Raw genomic sequence first — 17,082 nt, forward strand, 5'->3', positions numbered from 1 at the left:
AACTTTCGTGAAACAAATAAAACGTGTGTAAGAATGGAGAGCGAATTGAGTGTGCATGTAAAGTGGCAAATAGTTTAGGTAGAGAGTGGAAATGTGTATGTAGCCACTCAATAAATTCATGTAGAACCACGATATGTCCATGTAGAAACATTTAACCCTTCGTTCACAACCACCCACAAACCCAAAACCAAGAGCAATCCGCTGCGCTCCTCCAAGATGCCGGCTTTTCGCATGCGAAAAGCATAAAACCAAATCACTTCCTTCTCATCTCCTCACTTGAAAACAACAATGATGCCTACCTCTCACCCCATATTAATAAGAAGAAACCTAGAAGAAAGAGCGGAAGGCAGCGACTCCTGGGGGACCAGCGAAGTGCCGAAATCCACTCGGGCCATAGCCCGAGTTAGTTCGGCGCGAGCCCCCCGGAAAGCGTCTGCCTGGAGCGATTTCTTTTTCCTTATAAAAATATCTTTACCAAACTATCTAGCCCACACCACTTAATCGCATCAAAAAAAATTTTTTTACTTCGTAAATCTTAGTAATATCAAGCTATACCTAGGAAATCCCTCTCAATGCACGTTCATTAGCATGAAATAAACCCCAATTAATATTTGCAACATTGAAAAATTATGGTAAATTTAAGTTGTTGTGCAATTGTAAAGATTCTCTACAATTGCGAATCAGAACAAAGGGGGAAACACATTGACGAAGCTCAAACCGTTTTTATTGCTGTCGATGGTCTTTATGATGACATTCAGCTCAGCTGTCTTTGGCCTGACCGGGGTCTCAGCTGCTGCGAATTCATCGAACGTACCTAGTACAGAGTCGAAAAAAGGGGAATTGAACATCCCTGAAAAATTCGTGAATCCGGAAGACCCGGATAAAAAAGTACGTGTGATCATCGAGCTTGATAAAGCACCGGCGATTGAAAGCGCTACTGAAAAGGGCGTTTTATACAAAAATCTTCCTGACAAACAAAAAGAAACATTGGAAGCAGCAGTTGTGACGGGCCAGGAATCCGTGCAAGTATCGATTGCTTCCGTATCTCCGCGCATTACATATCTTGAAAACTTCACTACGGTATTCAACGGATTCTCCGCAGAAGTTGAAGCGGGCGAAGTTGGAGACATCGCGAACTTGAGCGGCGTCAAATCAGTCTACGAAGCGACTGAATACCAGCGCCCTGAAGTTCAACCGGAAATGAAATACTCGAAAGAATTGGTCCAGGCTCAACAAGCATGGACAGATTATGGCTATAAAGGCGAAGGCCTGGTTGTGGGTGTCATTGACACAGGAATCGACCCAAGCCACAAAGACATGGTGTTGACGGACAACAAAACAGGCGACATCACAAAATCCGATGTAGCAGCGTTATTGGCTGACAAATCCATCGACAAAGGTAAATTTTTCACAGCTAAAGTGCCTTTTGGCTACAACTATATGGATGGCAACAACGAAATCCTTGACCTAGGACCGGAAGCTTCTATGCACGGCATGCACGTTGCCGGAACAGTAGGGGCAAACGGCAATGAAGAAAATGGCGGCATCAAAGGCGTTGCTCCGGAAGCGCAATTATTGGCGCTGAAAGTATTCGGCAACGACCCGCTTTACCCGTCGACTTATGGCGATATCTACATCAAAGCGATCGATGATTCGATCAAACTGGGTGCAGACGTCATCAATATGTCCCTTGGATCCACTGCAGGATTTGTGGATTCCTCAAACCCGGAACAAAAAGCAGTTGAAAGAGCGACAAACAACGGTATCCTGGTTTCCATTTCAGCAGGTAACTCCGATATGTTCGGTTCGGGCTATGCTGCCCCGCGCGCCGATAACCAGGATTACGGTTTGACAGGATCACCAAGCACATCAATCGATTCATTTGGTGTGGCATCTTTCGAAAATGACAAAATCACTGCGAAAAGCTTTAATTACCAAGTAGACGGGACGCAAACCGGCCAAGCCATCTATACGCTAGCCAATGACGCTGACCCGGAAAACTTGCCGAATCCAAATTACGAAGTGGTGGATGTCGGACTTGGAAAACCAGCTGAATATGCAGGCAAGAACGTTGCCGGCAAATTTGCGTTGGTTTCACGCGGTGAAATCGGTTTTGTTGAAAAAGGATTGGCTGCACAAGCAGCTGGCGCGATCGGCGTCATCGTCTATAACAACGCAACCGGCACCATCAGCATGGCATCAGATCCAGCTATCAAAATTCCGTACATGTCCGCTTTACAGGCAGACGGACTGGCAATGAAAGCACAATTGGATGCAGGCAAAAAAGTGACTGTATCTTTTGATGGCGACTATCTTGATATTCAAAACCCGAGTGCGGGTGAAATGAGTGACTTCACTTCTTGGGGCCCGACACCGAACCTTGATTTCAAACCTGAAATCACAGCTCCGGGCGGCAACATCTTCTCGACTTTGAACAACGATGAATACGGCTTGATGAGCGGAACGTCTATGGCGGCTCCTCACGTTTCAGGCGGTACAGCATTGATGTTCCAGCGCATTGAAGAGCTTGGTCTCAAAGGCCGCGAACGCGTTCAATTCGCGAAAAACCTGATGATGAACACAGCAGATCCGGTTGAATTCGCAAAAGGCGAATTTGTCTCTCCACGCCGCCAAGGTGCTGGCTTGATGCAGTTGCATGACGCGCTTTCAACAGACGTGATGCTGACGAATAAAGCGACAGGCGACGCAAAAGTGGCGCTGAAAGAAATCGTCGGCGATAAATTCACCTTCACATTGCAAGCTGAAAACTTCTCTAAAGAAGCAGCGAACTACAACGTGGATGTAAACGTCCAAACGGATAAATCAGAAAAAGAAGTAGTAGCAGGAAAAGCAACAGACACGGATATCACCAATCCGAACGTCCGTGGTTCAGCGGTCGTAACAGACAAAGTGGCCATCACGGCTCCTGAAACAATCACGGTTCCGGCAAACGGAACACAAGAAATCAAAGTAACAGTCGATGTTTCTGCACTTAAAGGAACACCTGAATACGCAGCGTTCAAAAACGGTTTCTTCGTGGACGGGTTTGTCACGTTGACCGACACCAATGAAGCTGTAACTGGCAACACGGAATTGGTCGTTCCTTACTATGGCTTTAACGGCGGATGGGACGATGCCAGCATCTTCGACGAATTTGCATGGGATGCCGATTCTTACTACGGCATTACACTATTGGCGGATGACGAAGGAAATGATATCACAGGCGGCACACATGCCGGCAAATACGTTCCTGAACGTTTCGCATTTTCACCGAATGACGACGGTTTGCAGGACATGGCAGTACCCGTCTACTCATTGATCCGCAACGCCAAAGAATTTGAAGTTAACGTTCTGGATGCAGCGGGCAAGAAATTGCGCACGATCCGTACCGCTTCAAGTTTGACTAAGCATTACTCAGCAACGGAGCCTTACACATTCAACCCGCTTAACGGCTGGGACGGAATGATCGACGGCAAACCGGCGAAAGACGGAAAGTACCAGATCCAGCTTCGCGCCGTCATTGATTACCCGAATGCCCAATGGCAGTCCATCACTTTCCCGATCATCGTGGATACGGTGGCTCCAGAAGCGGCAGCCAAGTATGACGCACAAACGAAAACAGTGTCCGTGACGAAATTTGCGGATAACGCATCAGGCGCTGGCGCAGACCGTTGGGAAGTATTCGTCAACGGCAAAGAAGTCACGGAAAACGCGGCTACGCCAGCCAACGAATCATTAGCGCCAACAACCACTTCATACAAAGTGGAAGCACCTGTTAAAACAGGCGACAAAGTAACAGCGGTTTTCTATGACATCGCTGGCAATAAAAAAGAAGTGAACCTGACAGCAGGTTCAAAAAATGAAACAACAGCACCGGTCATCTTCTTTACTTCACCGGAAACACTGGAAACATACGATACGAATAAAGTGGTTGTCGCTGGCCGTGTAGAGGACGATTCGAAAATCGTTTCCTTGACAGTCAATGGCGTCAAAGCGAAAGAATTTGACGGCACCAACTTCAAACACACGGTTTCATTGAAAGACGGCTCTCAGTACGTAACGGTCAAAGCAGTGGATGAGTTCGGCAATGAAATGGAGCTTCGCCGCCAGATCCTGGTGGATACAACTCCGGCTGCCATTTCAATCGTCAACGCACCGAAAATGGTAGGTGCCAATGTAACTGAAGCGGAAGTAACCTTGAGAATCAAAGACAATATGGATGAAATCTACGCTTACGTAAACGGCAGCGAAGTCTTCAAAAAAGACATGTCCGAGCCATACGGCAAAGCAAGTTTCAACAAAGACATCAAAGTCAAAGTGCCGGTCAAGAAAATCGGTGCCAACCAATACGAAGTGACAGTTACAGATGCAGGTGGACACGTTACTGAAAAGACATTCACGATCACGAAAGCATCGAAAGTGACATTCACAGACATCAAATCGCATTGGGCGAAAACCCAAATCGAAGCACTCGCTTCACAAGGCATCATCAAAGGCAAGACCGATACCTTGTTTGCACCAAAAGCGGAACTGACACGTGCAGAATTCGCAGCGCTATTGGCACGTACACTTGAATTGCCGCTGAAAGACTACGAAGGCAAATTCAAAGACGCGGGCCCAGGCAAAACATGGGCATCCAAAGAAATCGAAGCCGCAGCTCGCGCGGGCATCGTTCAAGGATTGCCAGGCAACAAGTTCGACCCGAAAGCACCGATTTCCCGCCAGGACACAGCCGTCATGATCATGCGCGCTGTGAAATACCAGGAAGCATCCCTGCTTGAAGGCTTGAACACGAAACACAAATTCGCAGACAGCGCGAAAATCTCTAAATACGCAGCTGAAGCTGTATCACAAGCATATGCACTAGAACTTATCACAGGTCGCCAAGGCAACGTCTTCGATCCACAAGCAAAAATCACACGAGCAGAAACAGCAGTAGTCCTTTACCGCTCACTCGAAAAGATGGAGCTTCTGGATTAACAGAATTGCAACAAAAACAGGCAAGCAATCAGCGTTTTGATTGCTTGTTTTTTTGTATGCCGAATTGTTTGTGTTTTGTGTGCGTGCCTGGCACGCACACAAAACACAAACAATTCCTACATGAACAAGTTGTTCTCTTACCTGCATAACTCACTTCTTTACCTGCACTCCATCTGTACCTTACCCATGAATGGAAGCTGTTCGCATGGCGAACAGCCGGGCATAAAGAACAATGCATCCTATTGAAGCGTAGCTCACACCCAGCGATCGATCTTTCAACCACTATGAATGCTATTTTGTCTCTTATTTTTCCGGTATTCGTGTAGAAACGCAGAAACTGCATGTAGAGATGTGGTTAGTTAAGGTAGCAGCATCACTTTAATCCGGTAGACGACCAAATAGTTCATGTAGAACCCCAAACTCATCCTCTATAACCTCAAAACTCACATGTGGCCTTCTCAATTCCAAGCGAGCGAAGCGCCTTATAGAATTGTGTGCGTGCCAGGCACGCACACAATCCCCACACAATTCACTTTACTAAAAAAAGGAAAAAACCAGAGCCTCCTAAAACCCAAACTACCTAAAAAAATCGAAGGGAATTAACAAATAAGATAGCTTTGGAACCATGGACTTTTGTTTGATTAACTGGAAAAATAAAGTTGACTTAATTATTTGATAATTTAGATAAGAAATCCAGTTAAAGGAGGAATAAATATGAAGAAAGTATTAATCAGACTGGCAATTTTGTTATTAATGGTCAGCAGCCTGGGCGGATTCAATAACGCGCAAGTTGCGGCTGCGCCGGAACCGGATCCGGAGGTCAAGCTTGCACAGACGCTGCTAAAGCCGGAATCGCCGAAAGAAAATATCAGGGTCATCATCGAACTGCAGGAAGAGCCGACCATTGAAACGGCAACTGCAAAAGGCGTGCTCTATAAAGAGCTGCCCGAAAACCAGAAACAGCAGATCGAAGCGGCAGCGATAGCCAAGCAGGAGACGGCGCAGGCGGCGATCACGGATGTGGCACCGAAAATTGATTTTCTCCAAACCTTCACAGCTGTCTTCAACGGTTTTTCTGCGGAAGTCGAGGCAGGGCAGGTAGCGAAAATCGCGGAACTGCCGAACGTCAAAGCTGTATACGAAGCGACCGAGTACAAGCGGCCGGAAATCAAACCGACCATGAAATATTCCAAAGAGCTCGTTCAGGCGCAGCAGGCTTGGCGCGATTATGGCTTTAAAGGAGAAGGCATGGTCGTGGGCGTCATCGATACGGGCATCGACCCAACGCATCAGGACATGGTGCTGACCAATAACACCACGGCTGCGTTGACGCAAGCGGAAGTGGAATCATTTGTCTCGAGCAGTGAAATCGAAGAAGGCAAATTCTTTACGCCGAAAGTGCCGTTCGGCTACAACTACATGGACGCCAACACGGAAATTCGCGACATCGCACCGAACGCATCGATGCATGGCATGCACGTAGCAGGTACGATCGGCGCCAATGGCAATGAAACGAACGGCGGGCTGAAAGGCGTTGCGCCGGAAACGCAATTGCTGGCTTTGAAAGTCTTCGGTAATGACGCCAATTCAGCTTCGACGTTCGGCGACATCTACATCAAAGCGATCGACGACTCTATCAAACTGGGAGCGGACGTCATCAATATGTCACTTGGGGCAACGGCTGGATTCGTCGACACGTCGAGCCCTGAGCAGCAGGCGGTGGAACGCGCCACCAATAACGGCATCCTGGTCGCCATTTCTGCAGGAAATGAAGACCTGCGGGGATCGGGATTCCTGGCGCCATTCGCGGAAAACCAGGATTACGGCCTGGTCGGAAATCCGGGCATCTCCATTGATTCATTGGGCGTCGCTTCATTTGAAAACAGCGTCATCACCACTGACAGCTTTGTTTATCAAGTAGACGGTGCCGAAGCAGGGCGGGCACTTTACTTGCTGGCAAATGGAGCCGAACCGGAAAACCTGCCGGCCAAATCACATGAAGTGGTCTATGCCGGCCTTGGCCAGCCCGCGGATTTTGAAGGAAAAGACGTCAAAGGCAAATTCGCCTTGATTGCCCGCGGCACCATTTCGTTCGCGGAGAAAGGGCTTGCGGCACAAGAAGCGGGTGCGGCAGGCGTCATCATCTACAACAACACCACCGGACCGGTCAATATGGAAGCCGATCCGTTTATCACCATTCCGTTCATGTCGACGCTTCAGGCGGATGGACTGGCCATGAAAGCGGCATTGGATGCTAAGAAAAAGGTAACCGTCGTCTTTGACGACAAAAACTTGGAAATGGCGAATCCGAATGCCGGCAAGATGAGTGACTTCACCTCTTGGGGGCCGACGCCGAACTTGGATTTCAAACCAGAAATCACCGCTCCAGGCGGCAACATCTTCTCGACGTTCAATGACAATGAATACGGCATGATGAGCGGTACATCGATGGCAGCACCGCATGTGGCAGGGGGATCGGCGCTGATGTTCCAGCGCATCGAAGAACTTGATTTAGAGGGCAGGGACCGCGTGGAATTTGCAAAAAACCTGCTGATGAACACAGCCAATCCGGTGGAACAGGTGGCCGGCCAATTTGTGTCGCCGCGCCGCCAAGGAGCAGGGCTGATGCAATTGCATGACGCGCTGTCCACAGACGTCATGCTGACAGACCAGCGGACGGGCGAAGCCAAAGTCGCGTTGAAGGAAATCCAAAATAACCGGATGACCTTTACACTGGAGGCCATGAATTTCTCGGATACAGCAGCGACTTACGCAGTAAACGTCAATGCCCAAACCGATTACGTCACGAAGCATCCAGAGCGGAAAATCGACATCACCGACCCGAACCGCTCCGGCTCGAACGTCATTACGGACCTGGTCAATATCACTGCACCTGAAACTGTGACAGTGCCAGCGAACGGCACAGCGGAAATCGAAGTGACGATCGATGCCGCGGCGTTGCAGGGACGCCCTGAATTCGCAGCGTTCACCAACGGATTTTTCATTGACGGCTTTATTACCTTAACGGATGGCAATGAAGAAGTGAGCAGCAATACGCCACTTGTTGTGCCGTACTTCGGCTTTAACGGAGGATGGGACGATGCGCCGATTTTCGACGATGTGGCATGGGATGCCGGAACGTTTTACGGAACGACATTCCTGACCGATGAATTCGGCCTGATCATCAACGGCGGCAGCCACCAGCAAGGCTTCGTGCCCGAACGCTTCGCCTTTTCACCGAATGGCGACGGCAGTCGAGAGTCGGTCATTCCGGTATTTTCCCTACTGCGGAACGCCAAACAATTGGAAGTGAACGTGCTGGATGAAAGCGGCAAGAAATTGCGGACCTTGCAGACCGGCAAAAACCTGATCAAGAATTTCTCGGAGGTCTTCCCATATTATTACGATCCGCTCAATGAATGGAACGGGGAAGTGCTCGGCGAACCGGTGGCGGACGGCAAGTCCCAGATTGAGATGCGCGCCGTCATTGATTATCCGGATGCGGAATGGCAAACCTTGACGATGCCGATCCTGGTCGACACCGTGTCTCCGGCAGCAGTCGCAGCACTCAATAAAGAAACCAAAACAGTGACGGTATCGAGCTTTGCAGATAATGCAGCAGGCAGTGGACCTGACCGTTGGGAAGTATTCCATAACGGCGTCGAGCTGACCGAAAACCAGGAAACCTTTGAAGACGAATCACTGTCGCCAAGCACCACCAGCTACATCGTGCCGGTCGACATCAAGGAAGGCGACGTCCTGAAAGCCGTTTTCCATGACACGGCTGGCAATAGAACGGAAGTTCCATTGACCGGTGCCGTGGACGATACCGACAAACCGGCCATCAGCCTCATCTATCCGGGATTGTTTGAAGTATCGAACACCCGGCAAGTCGGCGTCTTTGGCATCATTGAAGACAGTTCACGCATTGTTTCCGTAACAGTCAACGGCGAAAAAGCCGATCGCTTTGACGGCTTCTTCTTCGATCATACCTTGACGCTCGACGATGGCCGCCACGACATTTTCGTCCAAGCCATCGACGAATCCGGCAACAACCTTGAAATACGCAGCCAAGTACTGGTCGACACGCAGCCGGCTGCCATCGAACTGCTCGATGTGCCGGAGACCACAGCGGGCGAAGACAGCGCTGAAGTGGCGTTCAACGTGACAGACAATATGGACGCCATCAAGGTTTACCTGACCGACAGCGAAGTCTACAGCCACGACATGACAGAGCCTTACGGCGAAGCAGCATTCAACGAAGACATCACCATCACCGTCCCTGTCAGCAAACCAGGCGAAAACGACTTCACCTTGAAAGTGGTGGACGCAGCGGGACATATCACGGAAGAGAGCTTCATGATCACAAAATAATGCATGGACAAAAGCCGGGGGAAATCCTCCCGGCTTTTTGTTTGCGTGCCTGGCACGCAAACAATTCAAACACAATTCAAAAAAATATTTTGAAGCCAGGATCCGGCAATTTTCACGGTTTTTAATGGTGAAAACTCATTTTTGACCTCTTTATCCATCCTCAAATATAAGTTATTCCCTTTTTGCAATAATTGACGGGGATTGATGTTCTTTCTATTATAGAAAAAAGGTTCAAAGGAGGAGTGTGATAAAGTGGGAAGAAACCGGCGCATTTGGAATCCGGATGCATATGAACACGTCGTCATGAGAGGCAATAACAGGCAGGCAATTTTTCAAGAAGAAGCAGACAAAGCCGCTTTCTTCAGAATATTGACCTATGTCCATACTAAACATCCTTTTACGATTCTGGCGTATTGCCTGATGACCAACCATTATCATATGTTGCTGCGGTCGCCCGAAGTGCCGTTGGGAAAAGTGATGGCCCTTATCAACAAACGGTACAGTGATTATTACAAGAAGAAATACAATTATAGCGGTTACTTTTACGAAAGCCGCTACTACTCCGGCAAAGCCATCACGCATAAAAGCATTCTTGCCATCAGCCGCTACATCCACAGGAACCCCATTAATACTACTGAGCCGATGGTGAAAGATATGAGGGAATATCGGTACAGCTCCTATCGGTACTATGCAGATTCTCTCTTTTCCCCATATGAATTCTTCGATTTAACGTATCTGCCCACCATTTTGCCGCTCCCTCATTCCAGTTGCCTTGCAGGTTATTTGCTGTATTGCGAACAGGCGGATCTTGAATTGAGCGAGAATTGTTTGGGTGCCTGGCACTCAAACAATATATAATAGAAGAAAAAAGGGGGGAAACCCTATGCAAAAGAAACTCCCTGGAATTTTGAGCGGTTGCCTGATAATCATAGGCGTTTGCGTATTGCTGGTAATCGGGATGATCGCTTGGATCTATCTCAATTATGCTAAAGATTCTCAAGCTGAATCAAAGGCCGAAGACCAGGAAATGAAGGCATTTATCGAAGAGAAATATGGCATGGAAGCCAAAATCATCGATGAAACCGAAGCGAATTTTGTAGACGGACATAGCTACCGATTGGCGTTTGAAGGCCAGGAAGATTTGGTGTTCACCGTCACCGAACACGTGGACAATTATGCCACCATTTACCGCGACGACTATCAAGTTGTCCTCGCCACCCATGAAACGCAGCAGCAAATTGAAGACCTGATGCCGCAGCTGGAAGAACTCGGATTCACCACCCCTTCAAAAGGGAAAATGGTCGAACATCTCTTGAAGGAAATCACAACAGGGGACAAGGTCCGCTTTCTCACACTGGACAGCGAACATAGTTACGAAACACACGAAACGGCTGAAATTGAAGCATTGACAGAACTTCTCGGACTCGTGAGAGAAAACAATTTGGACATTCAAGTGATCCGGATATCGAGCCGGCAAGACGATTCCGCTACAGGAATGGACTTGCGTGAAATGGATGGCATTGAAAACGCCGAACAAGTGGAAGCATATCTCGTCAAGAGACTCCTCAGTGATTTGGGTCCCGCGAGTAAACGGATGCAAACCAAGTGGCAGGACGCAGCTGCTCAAGCAGAAACCGGGCGTTTCCGCTTCTATGACCAGTGGCAAGAACAATGGATCAGCTGCCAGGAAGTGAATGATACCGGAGACTGCACCAATCTATTGGCAAATGTCACCTTCGAACCGGGCAAGCTTAGCCAAAAGAACCTTCAACTCGAAGAGGACCTGGACGCCATCTTCGGTTTCTTCGACAGCATCACGCCTAAACTGACTACCGTCGACCTGCTGCTGGTCGATCCGGAGCGGGAAGGCGACCCGGTGCGCTTCTTTTTGGCGGAACGCGCAAACTACGACTCCACTGAACAATTGATCCAGGATCTGGTGAAAGACTGAAAAACCGGGAGAAACTCTCCCGGCTTTTTCTCGTGGAATTGTTTGTGAATTGTTTGGGTGCCTGGCACCCAAACAATTCGCCAGATGGTTATAATAGAAGGAAAAGAGGGTAAAGCCGTTGAAAAGGTCTGTAACAAATTCCATTTTAAATCAACAAAACGCTATTTGAGTGAAACTATCAGTCGATCTGTCCGTCTATACTAAAACCACAACGAAAAAAAAGTGAGTTGATTGCAATGACCCGACAACCATCACAGAAGATGAAAAACACCAATCGAATCATCGCCGTTTTGTCGATCGTCTTGCTGCTGGTGATCGGCCTCGGTGCTTATTTGCTGTTGGGCTCAGAAGATCCGGTTCCCGAAACTGCAACACAACAGCCGGCTGAACCCTTAGAAACGAGCCAGCAGATCCCTGAAGCCGAAATTGAGCTTGCTTCCATGATCGCCAACGCTAAAACGCATGTTTACACGCTCTACACGGATCTTGAGCAAGGTTCCGGCTTCCTGATCAACAACCAAGGCGACATCCTGACCAATGCACACGTAGTGCTGGATGCGTCCTACGTGACTGTGAAAAACAGCGACGGCCAGGAATTCAATGGCAACATCATCGGCATCTCCGAGACACAGGATCTCGCTCTTGTGCGCGTCACCGAACTGGCCGGCAAAGAGCCTCTGGAAATTGAAATGGAACCTGTCGATATCGGCACACCCGTTGTCGCCATCGGCAGCCCGGGCGACCAAAGCAATACAGCCACGACCGGTGAAATCACCGCAACCGATCTCGACTTCATGGACCAATTCGAATACACAGGCCTCTATGAAATGAGTGCAGAAATATCCCAGGGCTCCAGCGGCGGGCCACTCATTGCCGCTGACACCGGAAAAATCCTCGGCATCAACTCGATCATTCTCGAGGAAAAACCGGGCTCCGGCTACACCATCCCAATTTACACCGTCTGGGACCAGCTGACCGAGTGGGTTGAAAATCCGACGCTTCCAGAAGGAGAGGAAGTCGTCCTGCAGGATGTCAAAGATGCCTATTTTGCGGAAGACCTGCTGGAGAACTTCATCGCAGCCTATTACGAAATCATTCCCTACACGCTGAACGACGCGGAATCCACTTACTACCTGTCGTTTGTGCTGCCAGGCAGTGAAGCAGAAGAAGAATCCGCCGAGCTGATCGAAGAAAACGCAAACCTCGACCGCATCTACGACACCGTCGAGCCAACCATCACCGCCGTCGAAATCAATGAAGACAGCGCAACCGTCGAGGCCGAAGCCGACTTCACTTACCACGACAAAACGAGCGGCGAATCCTCCACAGTGTCGCACGAAGGCATTTACACGGTGGTGATTGATGAATACGGAGATTATCAAATTGAGGATATTGTAAATGAATAAAAAACAGGTCCACTTTGTGGGCCTGTTTTTTATGCTGCATGACGAATTTGCAATTCTACATCATCTATTTTTATTTCTACATGAGTAAGGTGATGCTGCTACCTGAACTAATCGCTTCTCTAGATGAAGTTTCTTGGTTTCTACACGAATTACGCAAGTATGAGAGGGGAGAGTGAATTGTGTGCGTGCCTGGCACGCACACAATTCCTTATACCAGCTGTTCGCGTGCGAACAGCTTCCATTCAGTCGGTTGAACTTTTATGTAAGAGCTCTAATTCAGGTAAGAAAGGGGGAAATGCAGGTAAAGGAGCAACCAGTTCAAGTAGGAGGATGACTTATCCTTATAACGGCTCCAATAGTTCATGTAGAAACCATTCCTATGAAGATAGAAGTTGTGTGCGTGCCAGGCACGCGCGCAACTATAGCCCAAGTTAGTTCGACGCAAGCCCCCTGGAAAGCGTCTACCTGTAGCGATTTCTTCACCCCAACACCAAAATAAAAAGGGGACCTGCGAACACCTGCTATCAGCAGACACTCGGGTCACCCTTTGAGATACCTATTTGATTAGAAGCGCTTGTAGCTGTGGAATTTCTTGCCCCAGTATGGATCGTTCATGCTTTTGACTTCTGCTTTCGCTCCGCCTGCGTGTACGAACTGGTTGTTGCCGATGTAAATCCCTACGTGAGAGATCCCAGCGCGGTACGTGTTAGCAAAGAATACCAAGTCGCCTGGCTGTGGGTTGCTGACTTTGTAAGTTTCAGCGTACTGTGAAGTCGTTGTGCGTGATACGTTTTTGCCTGCTTTTTTGAATGCGTATTGAACAAATCCGCTGCAATCAAATCCTGAAGTCGTCGTGCCGCCGAATTTGTATGGAATACCTTTAAGTGCAAGTGCTGCTGAAACGACTGAAGAGGAAGAAGCTGTTTTCACAGAAGCTTTCTTAACAGTTGTTTTGGTAAGCAATGTGCTTAGGACCCATCCTGATTTACCGTTGACTTTCACTTTGTACCAAGTCGCTTTGCCGACTTTCTTTTGGTGAGTCGCTGTTGCGATTGACCCTTTTTTAGCCATTGTCACGACTTTGTATTTTGTTCCTGCATCAGCACGAACGTTTGAGTTGTATTTCATTTTGAATGTACCTGATTTGGCAGTTGCTTTGCTTGCGGCAACTTGCTCCACAGTAGTAGTTTCAGAAGTTTCATATGATGAAGTTACGTTGTTTTGTGTAGTTTGTGCTGCTTGTACGTCCGTGGTTGAGTTAGCAAATAGCAATGATCCGGCTGCAAGTAAAGTAAAGACTAGTTTTTTCATTGTTGTTGGTTCCTCCAGTTTTTATTATCCAAGTATATGAATTAATAATATTTTGCTCTGCCATTTACTATATAGACAGAACGTGTTAAAAACAACGTCAATTCAATTGCAGTTATATTACAGTTGTATAACAAAAAGAATTCAGCCTCCAAAACCCTTTAACAGCAGGGTTTTGAGCGATCGAAAAAAATGAGATAAAAGGTTTATTTCTATGAAAATTGGGTTTTTATTTGAAAAAGCAGGCTCTTTGTTACGTTAAATCTCCTAATAAATCCAAATTTTAAAATCCTGCCAGCTTTATTTTACCTATGCAAAGCGAAAAAACTACAAAGCTATTTTAGACAAAGCTGGCAATAAAAGTACAAGGTAATACTTTCGCAATTTTTTATTAAAAAAATAATTTACTATCTTAATTATAAGAAAACTTTGGTTACTATAACTTTTATCCAGTCAATTTTGACAGAAACCAGTAAACTTCTTACAATTAAAATAATTAGAAAATTTAGAAAGTGGGTATGGAAATGAGGAAAGTTCTTGCCATTGATGGTGGGGGAGTCCGGGGCATCATCCCGGCGATGGTGCTGGCAGAAATCGAAGAACAGACCGGCAAGCCGATTGCCGAACTGTTTGATCTGGTTGTCGGGACATCCACTGGCGGAATCCTGGCGCTTGGATTGGTCGCACCGGACAGAAAAATAGAAACACAACCACGTTATTCCGCAACACAGCTTCTGCAATTTTATTTAGAGGAATCTCACGAAATCTTCGATAAATCACTGTTCTTCAAAATCACCCGTGGCATTTTCACGCGGCGCTACCACGCACGGGCACTTGAAAAAGCGTTGAAAAAATACTTTGGGCATACCATGCTTTCCGAGGCGCTGGTGAACGTGGTGGTTCCGAGCTACGAAATCCATGGTCGCTATACCGCTTTCTTTAAAAGTGGGGATATCCGGACGAAGAAAATTGAAAGAGACGTGCTCATGCGGGACGTTGCCCGCGCCGGAAGTGCCGCCCCGACTTATTTTGTGCCGAAGAAAATCAAAGAATACCCGGATGCCACGTTTATCGACGGTGCCGTGTTCGCCAACAACCCGGCAATGTGCGCCTATGCCGAAGCCAAAGAACTTTTTCCGGACGAGGATCTGCTGGTGGTATCGCTCGGAACCGGAAATCCGCAGCTAAGCATCGATTTCGAACGCTTCAGAACCTGGGGGCTGCTCGGCTGGGCGCGTCCGCTCTGGTACATCCTCATGGACGGCAGCTCAGACGTCGTCGATTACCAGCTGGATTTCGTCCTGCCCGAACGGGACGAGGCAAAGCGTTATTACCGCTTCCAGATCGAGCTTCTGCAGCCGGGCACCGAACAACTCGATGACGGTTCCGAACAAAACCTCAACGCCCTCGTCGAACTCGGCCAACAGCTGCTGGACGAACGCCGTCAAGAAATCGATATCCTGTGCCGGCAGCTGATGGAATAAAACTTGTCATACACTTGTAATCAATTCGTATTGGATTGCAGCCTCAAAACACGCTAAACTGATGGAGGAAATCAAAGAGAATTGAATTGTGTGGGTGCCTGGCACCCACACAATAACATACCCATATACATAAAAAGGAGTTGCCCACATGGCCAGAAGATACGACTATATGGATTGGCTGCGGGCCTTGTCGATTTTTGTGGTCGTCGGCATCCATGTAGTATCAAAAATCATCAACAATACCACCACCGACGACTGGATCTGGCATTTCGCCAATATGTTCGATGCCGGCCTGCGTTGGTGCGTGCCGGTATTCTTCATGCTCAGCGGTGCGTTGCTGCTGACGCGTGACAAAGAAGAAAGCGTCAGCGAATTCCTCAAAAAGCGTTTGTCGAAAGTCGTCATTCCGCTCATCTTCTGGAGTTTCATCTATACGCTTTACAACATCTACGAGCTGGGAGAATCCTATACCGCCTACGAAATCCTCGTCCAGTTCCTGACCGATGACATCTATTACCACTTGTGGTTCCTGTACACCATCACCGGCTTGTACATCATGGCGCCGTTCCTGAAACTGCTCGTCGTCCACATGGACAAGAAAACCTTCCAAGCCTTCCTGTTGTTCTGGGTCATCTTTTCATGCTTCCTGCCGTTTCTGCCAAAGTTCTTCGAATTTGAACTCGCTTTAACGCCCGGTTTATTCGAACCCTACATCGGCTACTTCCTGCTCGGCGCGTACTTGGTGCTCTACCCGGTGCCCAAAAAGTACTTGCTGCCGCTCGGCATACTTGCCATCGCCAGCTACTTTATAACGCTGTGGGGGACCTATTACCTGAACGCCGGATTGCCCGCAGACGAATTCGACGACTTCTTCTACGAGCATTACCGCCCGAACGCCTTGTTCATCACGCTGTTCATCTTCATCGGTTTCCAGCACATGAGCAAAAAAATCAAACCGAACGCCCTGATCACCCGAAACAGCACTGCTACATTCGGCATTTACGTCATTCACCCGCTCATCCAGATTTACCTGAATAAATTCTTCGGGCTCAATGAAACCACCTTCAATCCCATCATCAGCGTACCGCTCGTCTGGCTGTTGATTTTCATCATCTCGTTCGGCATCATCCTGGCCATGCAAAAACTACCGGTAGTCAACCGGCTCGTCCCATAGAAAAAGCAAACCCGCCTTCTCTCGAGAGAAGGCGGGTTTAGTGCTGGAATTGTGTGCGTGCCTGGCACGCACACAATAATTAGAAAGGAGTTTGCATAAAATAGAAGTAGATAAAGACATAGAACAGCAAGATCGCCACCAATAAAACCGTCGATCCCACAATCCATTTCTCATCCTTTTGCCGGGTCCCATGGACGATGCCGGCGATTGCTGCGAATAAAAGAAGAATACTCAGGAACATGCCATCCCTCCTCGCCAGCCAACTAGCTTTGGCTCCAGTATAGCACGCAGGGAGTCTTGCATTCCTACCTGAAGAATTGGCCGTTCTACCTCACCAAAACGAGTTTCTTCTATAGAAAGGAGATGCTCTTACCTGACATACTCACTTCTCTACATGAAGTCTTC

Annotated in this window: 9 protein-coding genes; 7 read left to right on the top strand and 2 right to left on the bottom strand. The window is 48.1% G+C overall.

Features of this window, described 5'->3' with window-relative positions; all coding sequences use genetic code 11:
* The first annotated feature begins 702 nt into the window (after positions 1-702).
* The 5 genes from H9630_RS00840 to H9630_RS00860 all read left to right on the top strand — a co-directional run bounded on the left by H9630_RS00840 (position 703) and on the right by H9630_RS00860 (position 12,711).
* On the top strand, positions 703-4,980 hold the full coding sequence (locus H9630_RS00840) for a S8 family serine peptidase (RefSeq protein WP_191713600.1): 4,278 nt from the start codon (positions 703-705) through the stop codon (positions 4,978-4,980).
* 714 nt (positions 4,981-5,694) lie between these two features.
* The gene (locus H9630_RS00845) at positions 5,695-9,354 is read left to right on the top strand and encodes a S8 family serine peptidase (RefSeq protein ID WP_191713601.1); all 3,660 of its coding nucleotides are present in this window, start codon (positions 5,695-5,697) and stop codon (positions 9,352-9,354) included.
* Between the two features lie 252 nt (positions 9,355-9,606).
* Positions 9,607-10,212: a transposase gene (locus H9630_RS00850; protein WP_191713602.1), complete on the top strand. Its 606-nt coding sequence runs from the start codon at positions 9,607-9,609 to the stop codon at positions 10,210-10,212.
* 25 nt (positions 10,213-10,237) lie between these two features.
* Positions 10,238-11,305 (top strand): hypothetical protein, encoded by a 1,068-nt coding sequence (locus H9630_RS00855; RefSeq protein WP_191713603.1) that lies wholly within the window; start codon positions 10,238-10,240, stop codon positions 11,303-11,305.
* A gap of 236 nt (positions 11,306-11,541) precedes the next feature.
* Positions 11,542-12,711 (top strand): S1C family serine protease, encoded by a 1,170-nt coding sequence (locus tag H9630_RS00860; protein ID WP_191713604.1) that lies wholly within the window; start codon positions 11,542-11,544, stop codon positions 12,709-12,711.
* Between the two features lie 564 nt (positions 12,712-13,275).
* On the opposite strand, the gene H9630_RS00865 is transcribed toward H9630_RS00860, so the two are convergent.
* Positions 13,276-14,022 carry a C40 family peptidase gene (locus tag H9630_RS00865; protein ID WP_191713605.1) on the bottom strand — a complete coding sequence of 249 codons (747 nt, stop codon included), beginning with the start codon at positions 14,020-14,022 and terminating at the stop codon, positions 13,276-13,278.
* A gap of 521 nt (positions 14,023-14,543) precedes the next feature.
* On the opposite strand from H9630_RS00865, the gene H9630_RS00870 reads away from it, so the two are divergent.
* Both H9630_RS00870 and H9630_RS00875 read left to right on the top strand, forming a co-directional pair.
* The gene (locus H9630_RS00870; RefSeq protein WP_191713606.1) at positions 14,544-15,503 is read left to right on the top strand and encodes a patatin-like phospholipase family protein; all 960 of its coding nucleotides are present in this window, start codon (positions 14,544-14,546) and stop codon (positions 15,501-15,503) included.
* 148 nt (positions 15,504-15,651) lie between these two features.
* Entirely contained in the window at positions 15,652-16,677 is a 1,026-nt protein-coding gene (locus H9630_RS00875) for an acyltransferase (RefSeq protein WP_191713607.1), read from the top strand.
* 79 nt (positions 16,678-16,756) lie between these two features.
* Here H9630_RS00875 and H9630_RS00880 read toward each other — a convergent pair whose 3' ends face one another.
* Positions 16,757-16,918, bottom strand: a complete 162-nt coding sequence (locus tag H9630_RS00880) for a hypothetical protein (RefSeq protein ID WP_191713608.1) — start codon at positions 16,916-16,918, stop codon at positions 16,757-16,759.
* Between the last annotated feature and the right edge of the window lie 164 nt (positions 16,919-17,082).

This window comes from Planococcus wigleyi (assembly GCF_014836985.1).
GTDB classification, from domain to species: Bacteria; Bacillota; Bacilli; order Bacillales_A; family Planococcaceae; genus Planococcus; species Planococcus notacanthi.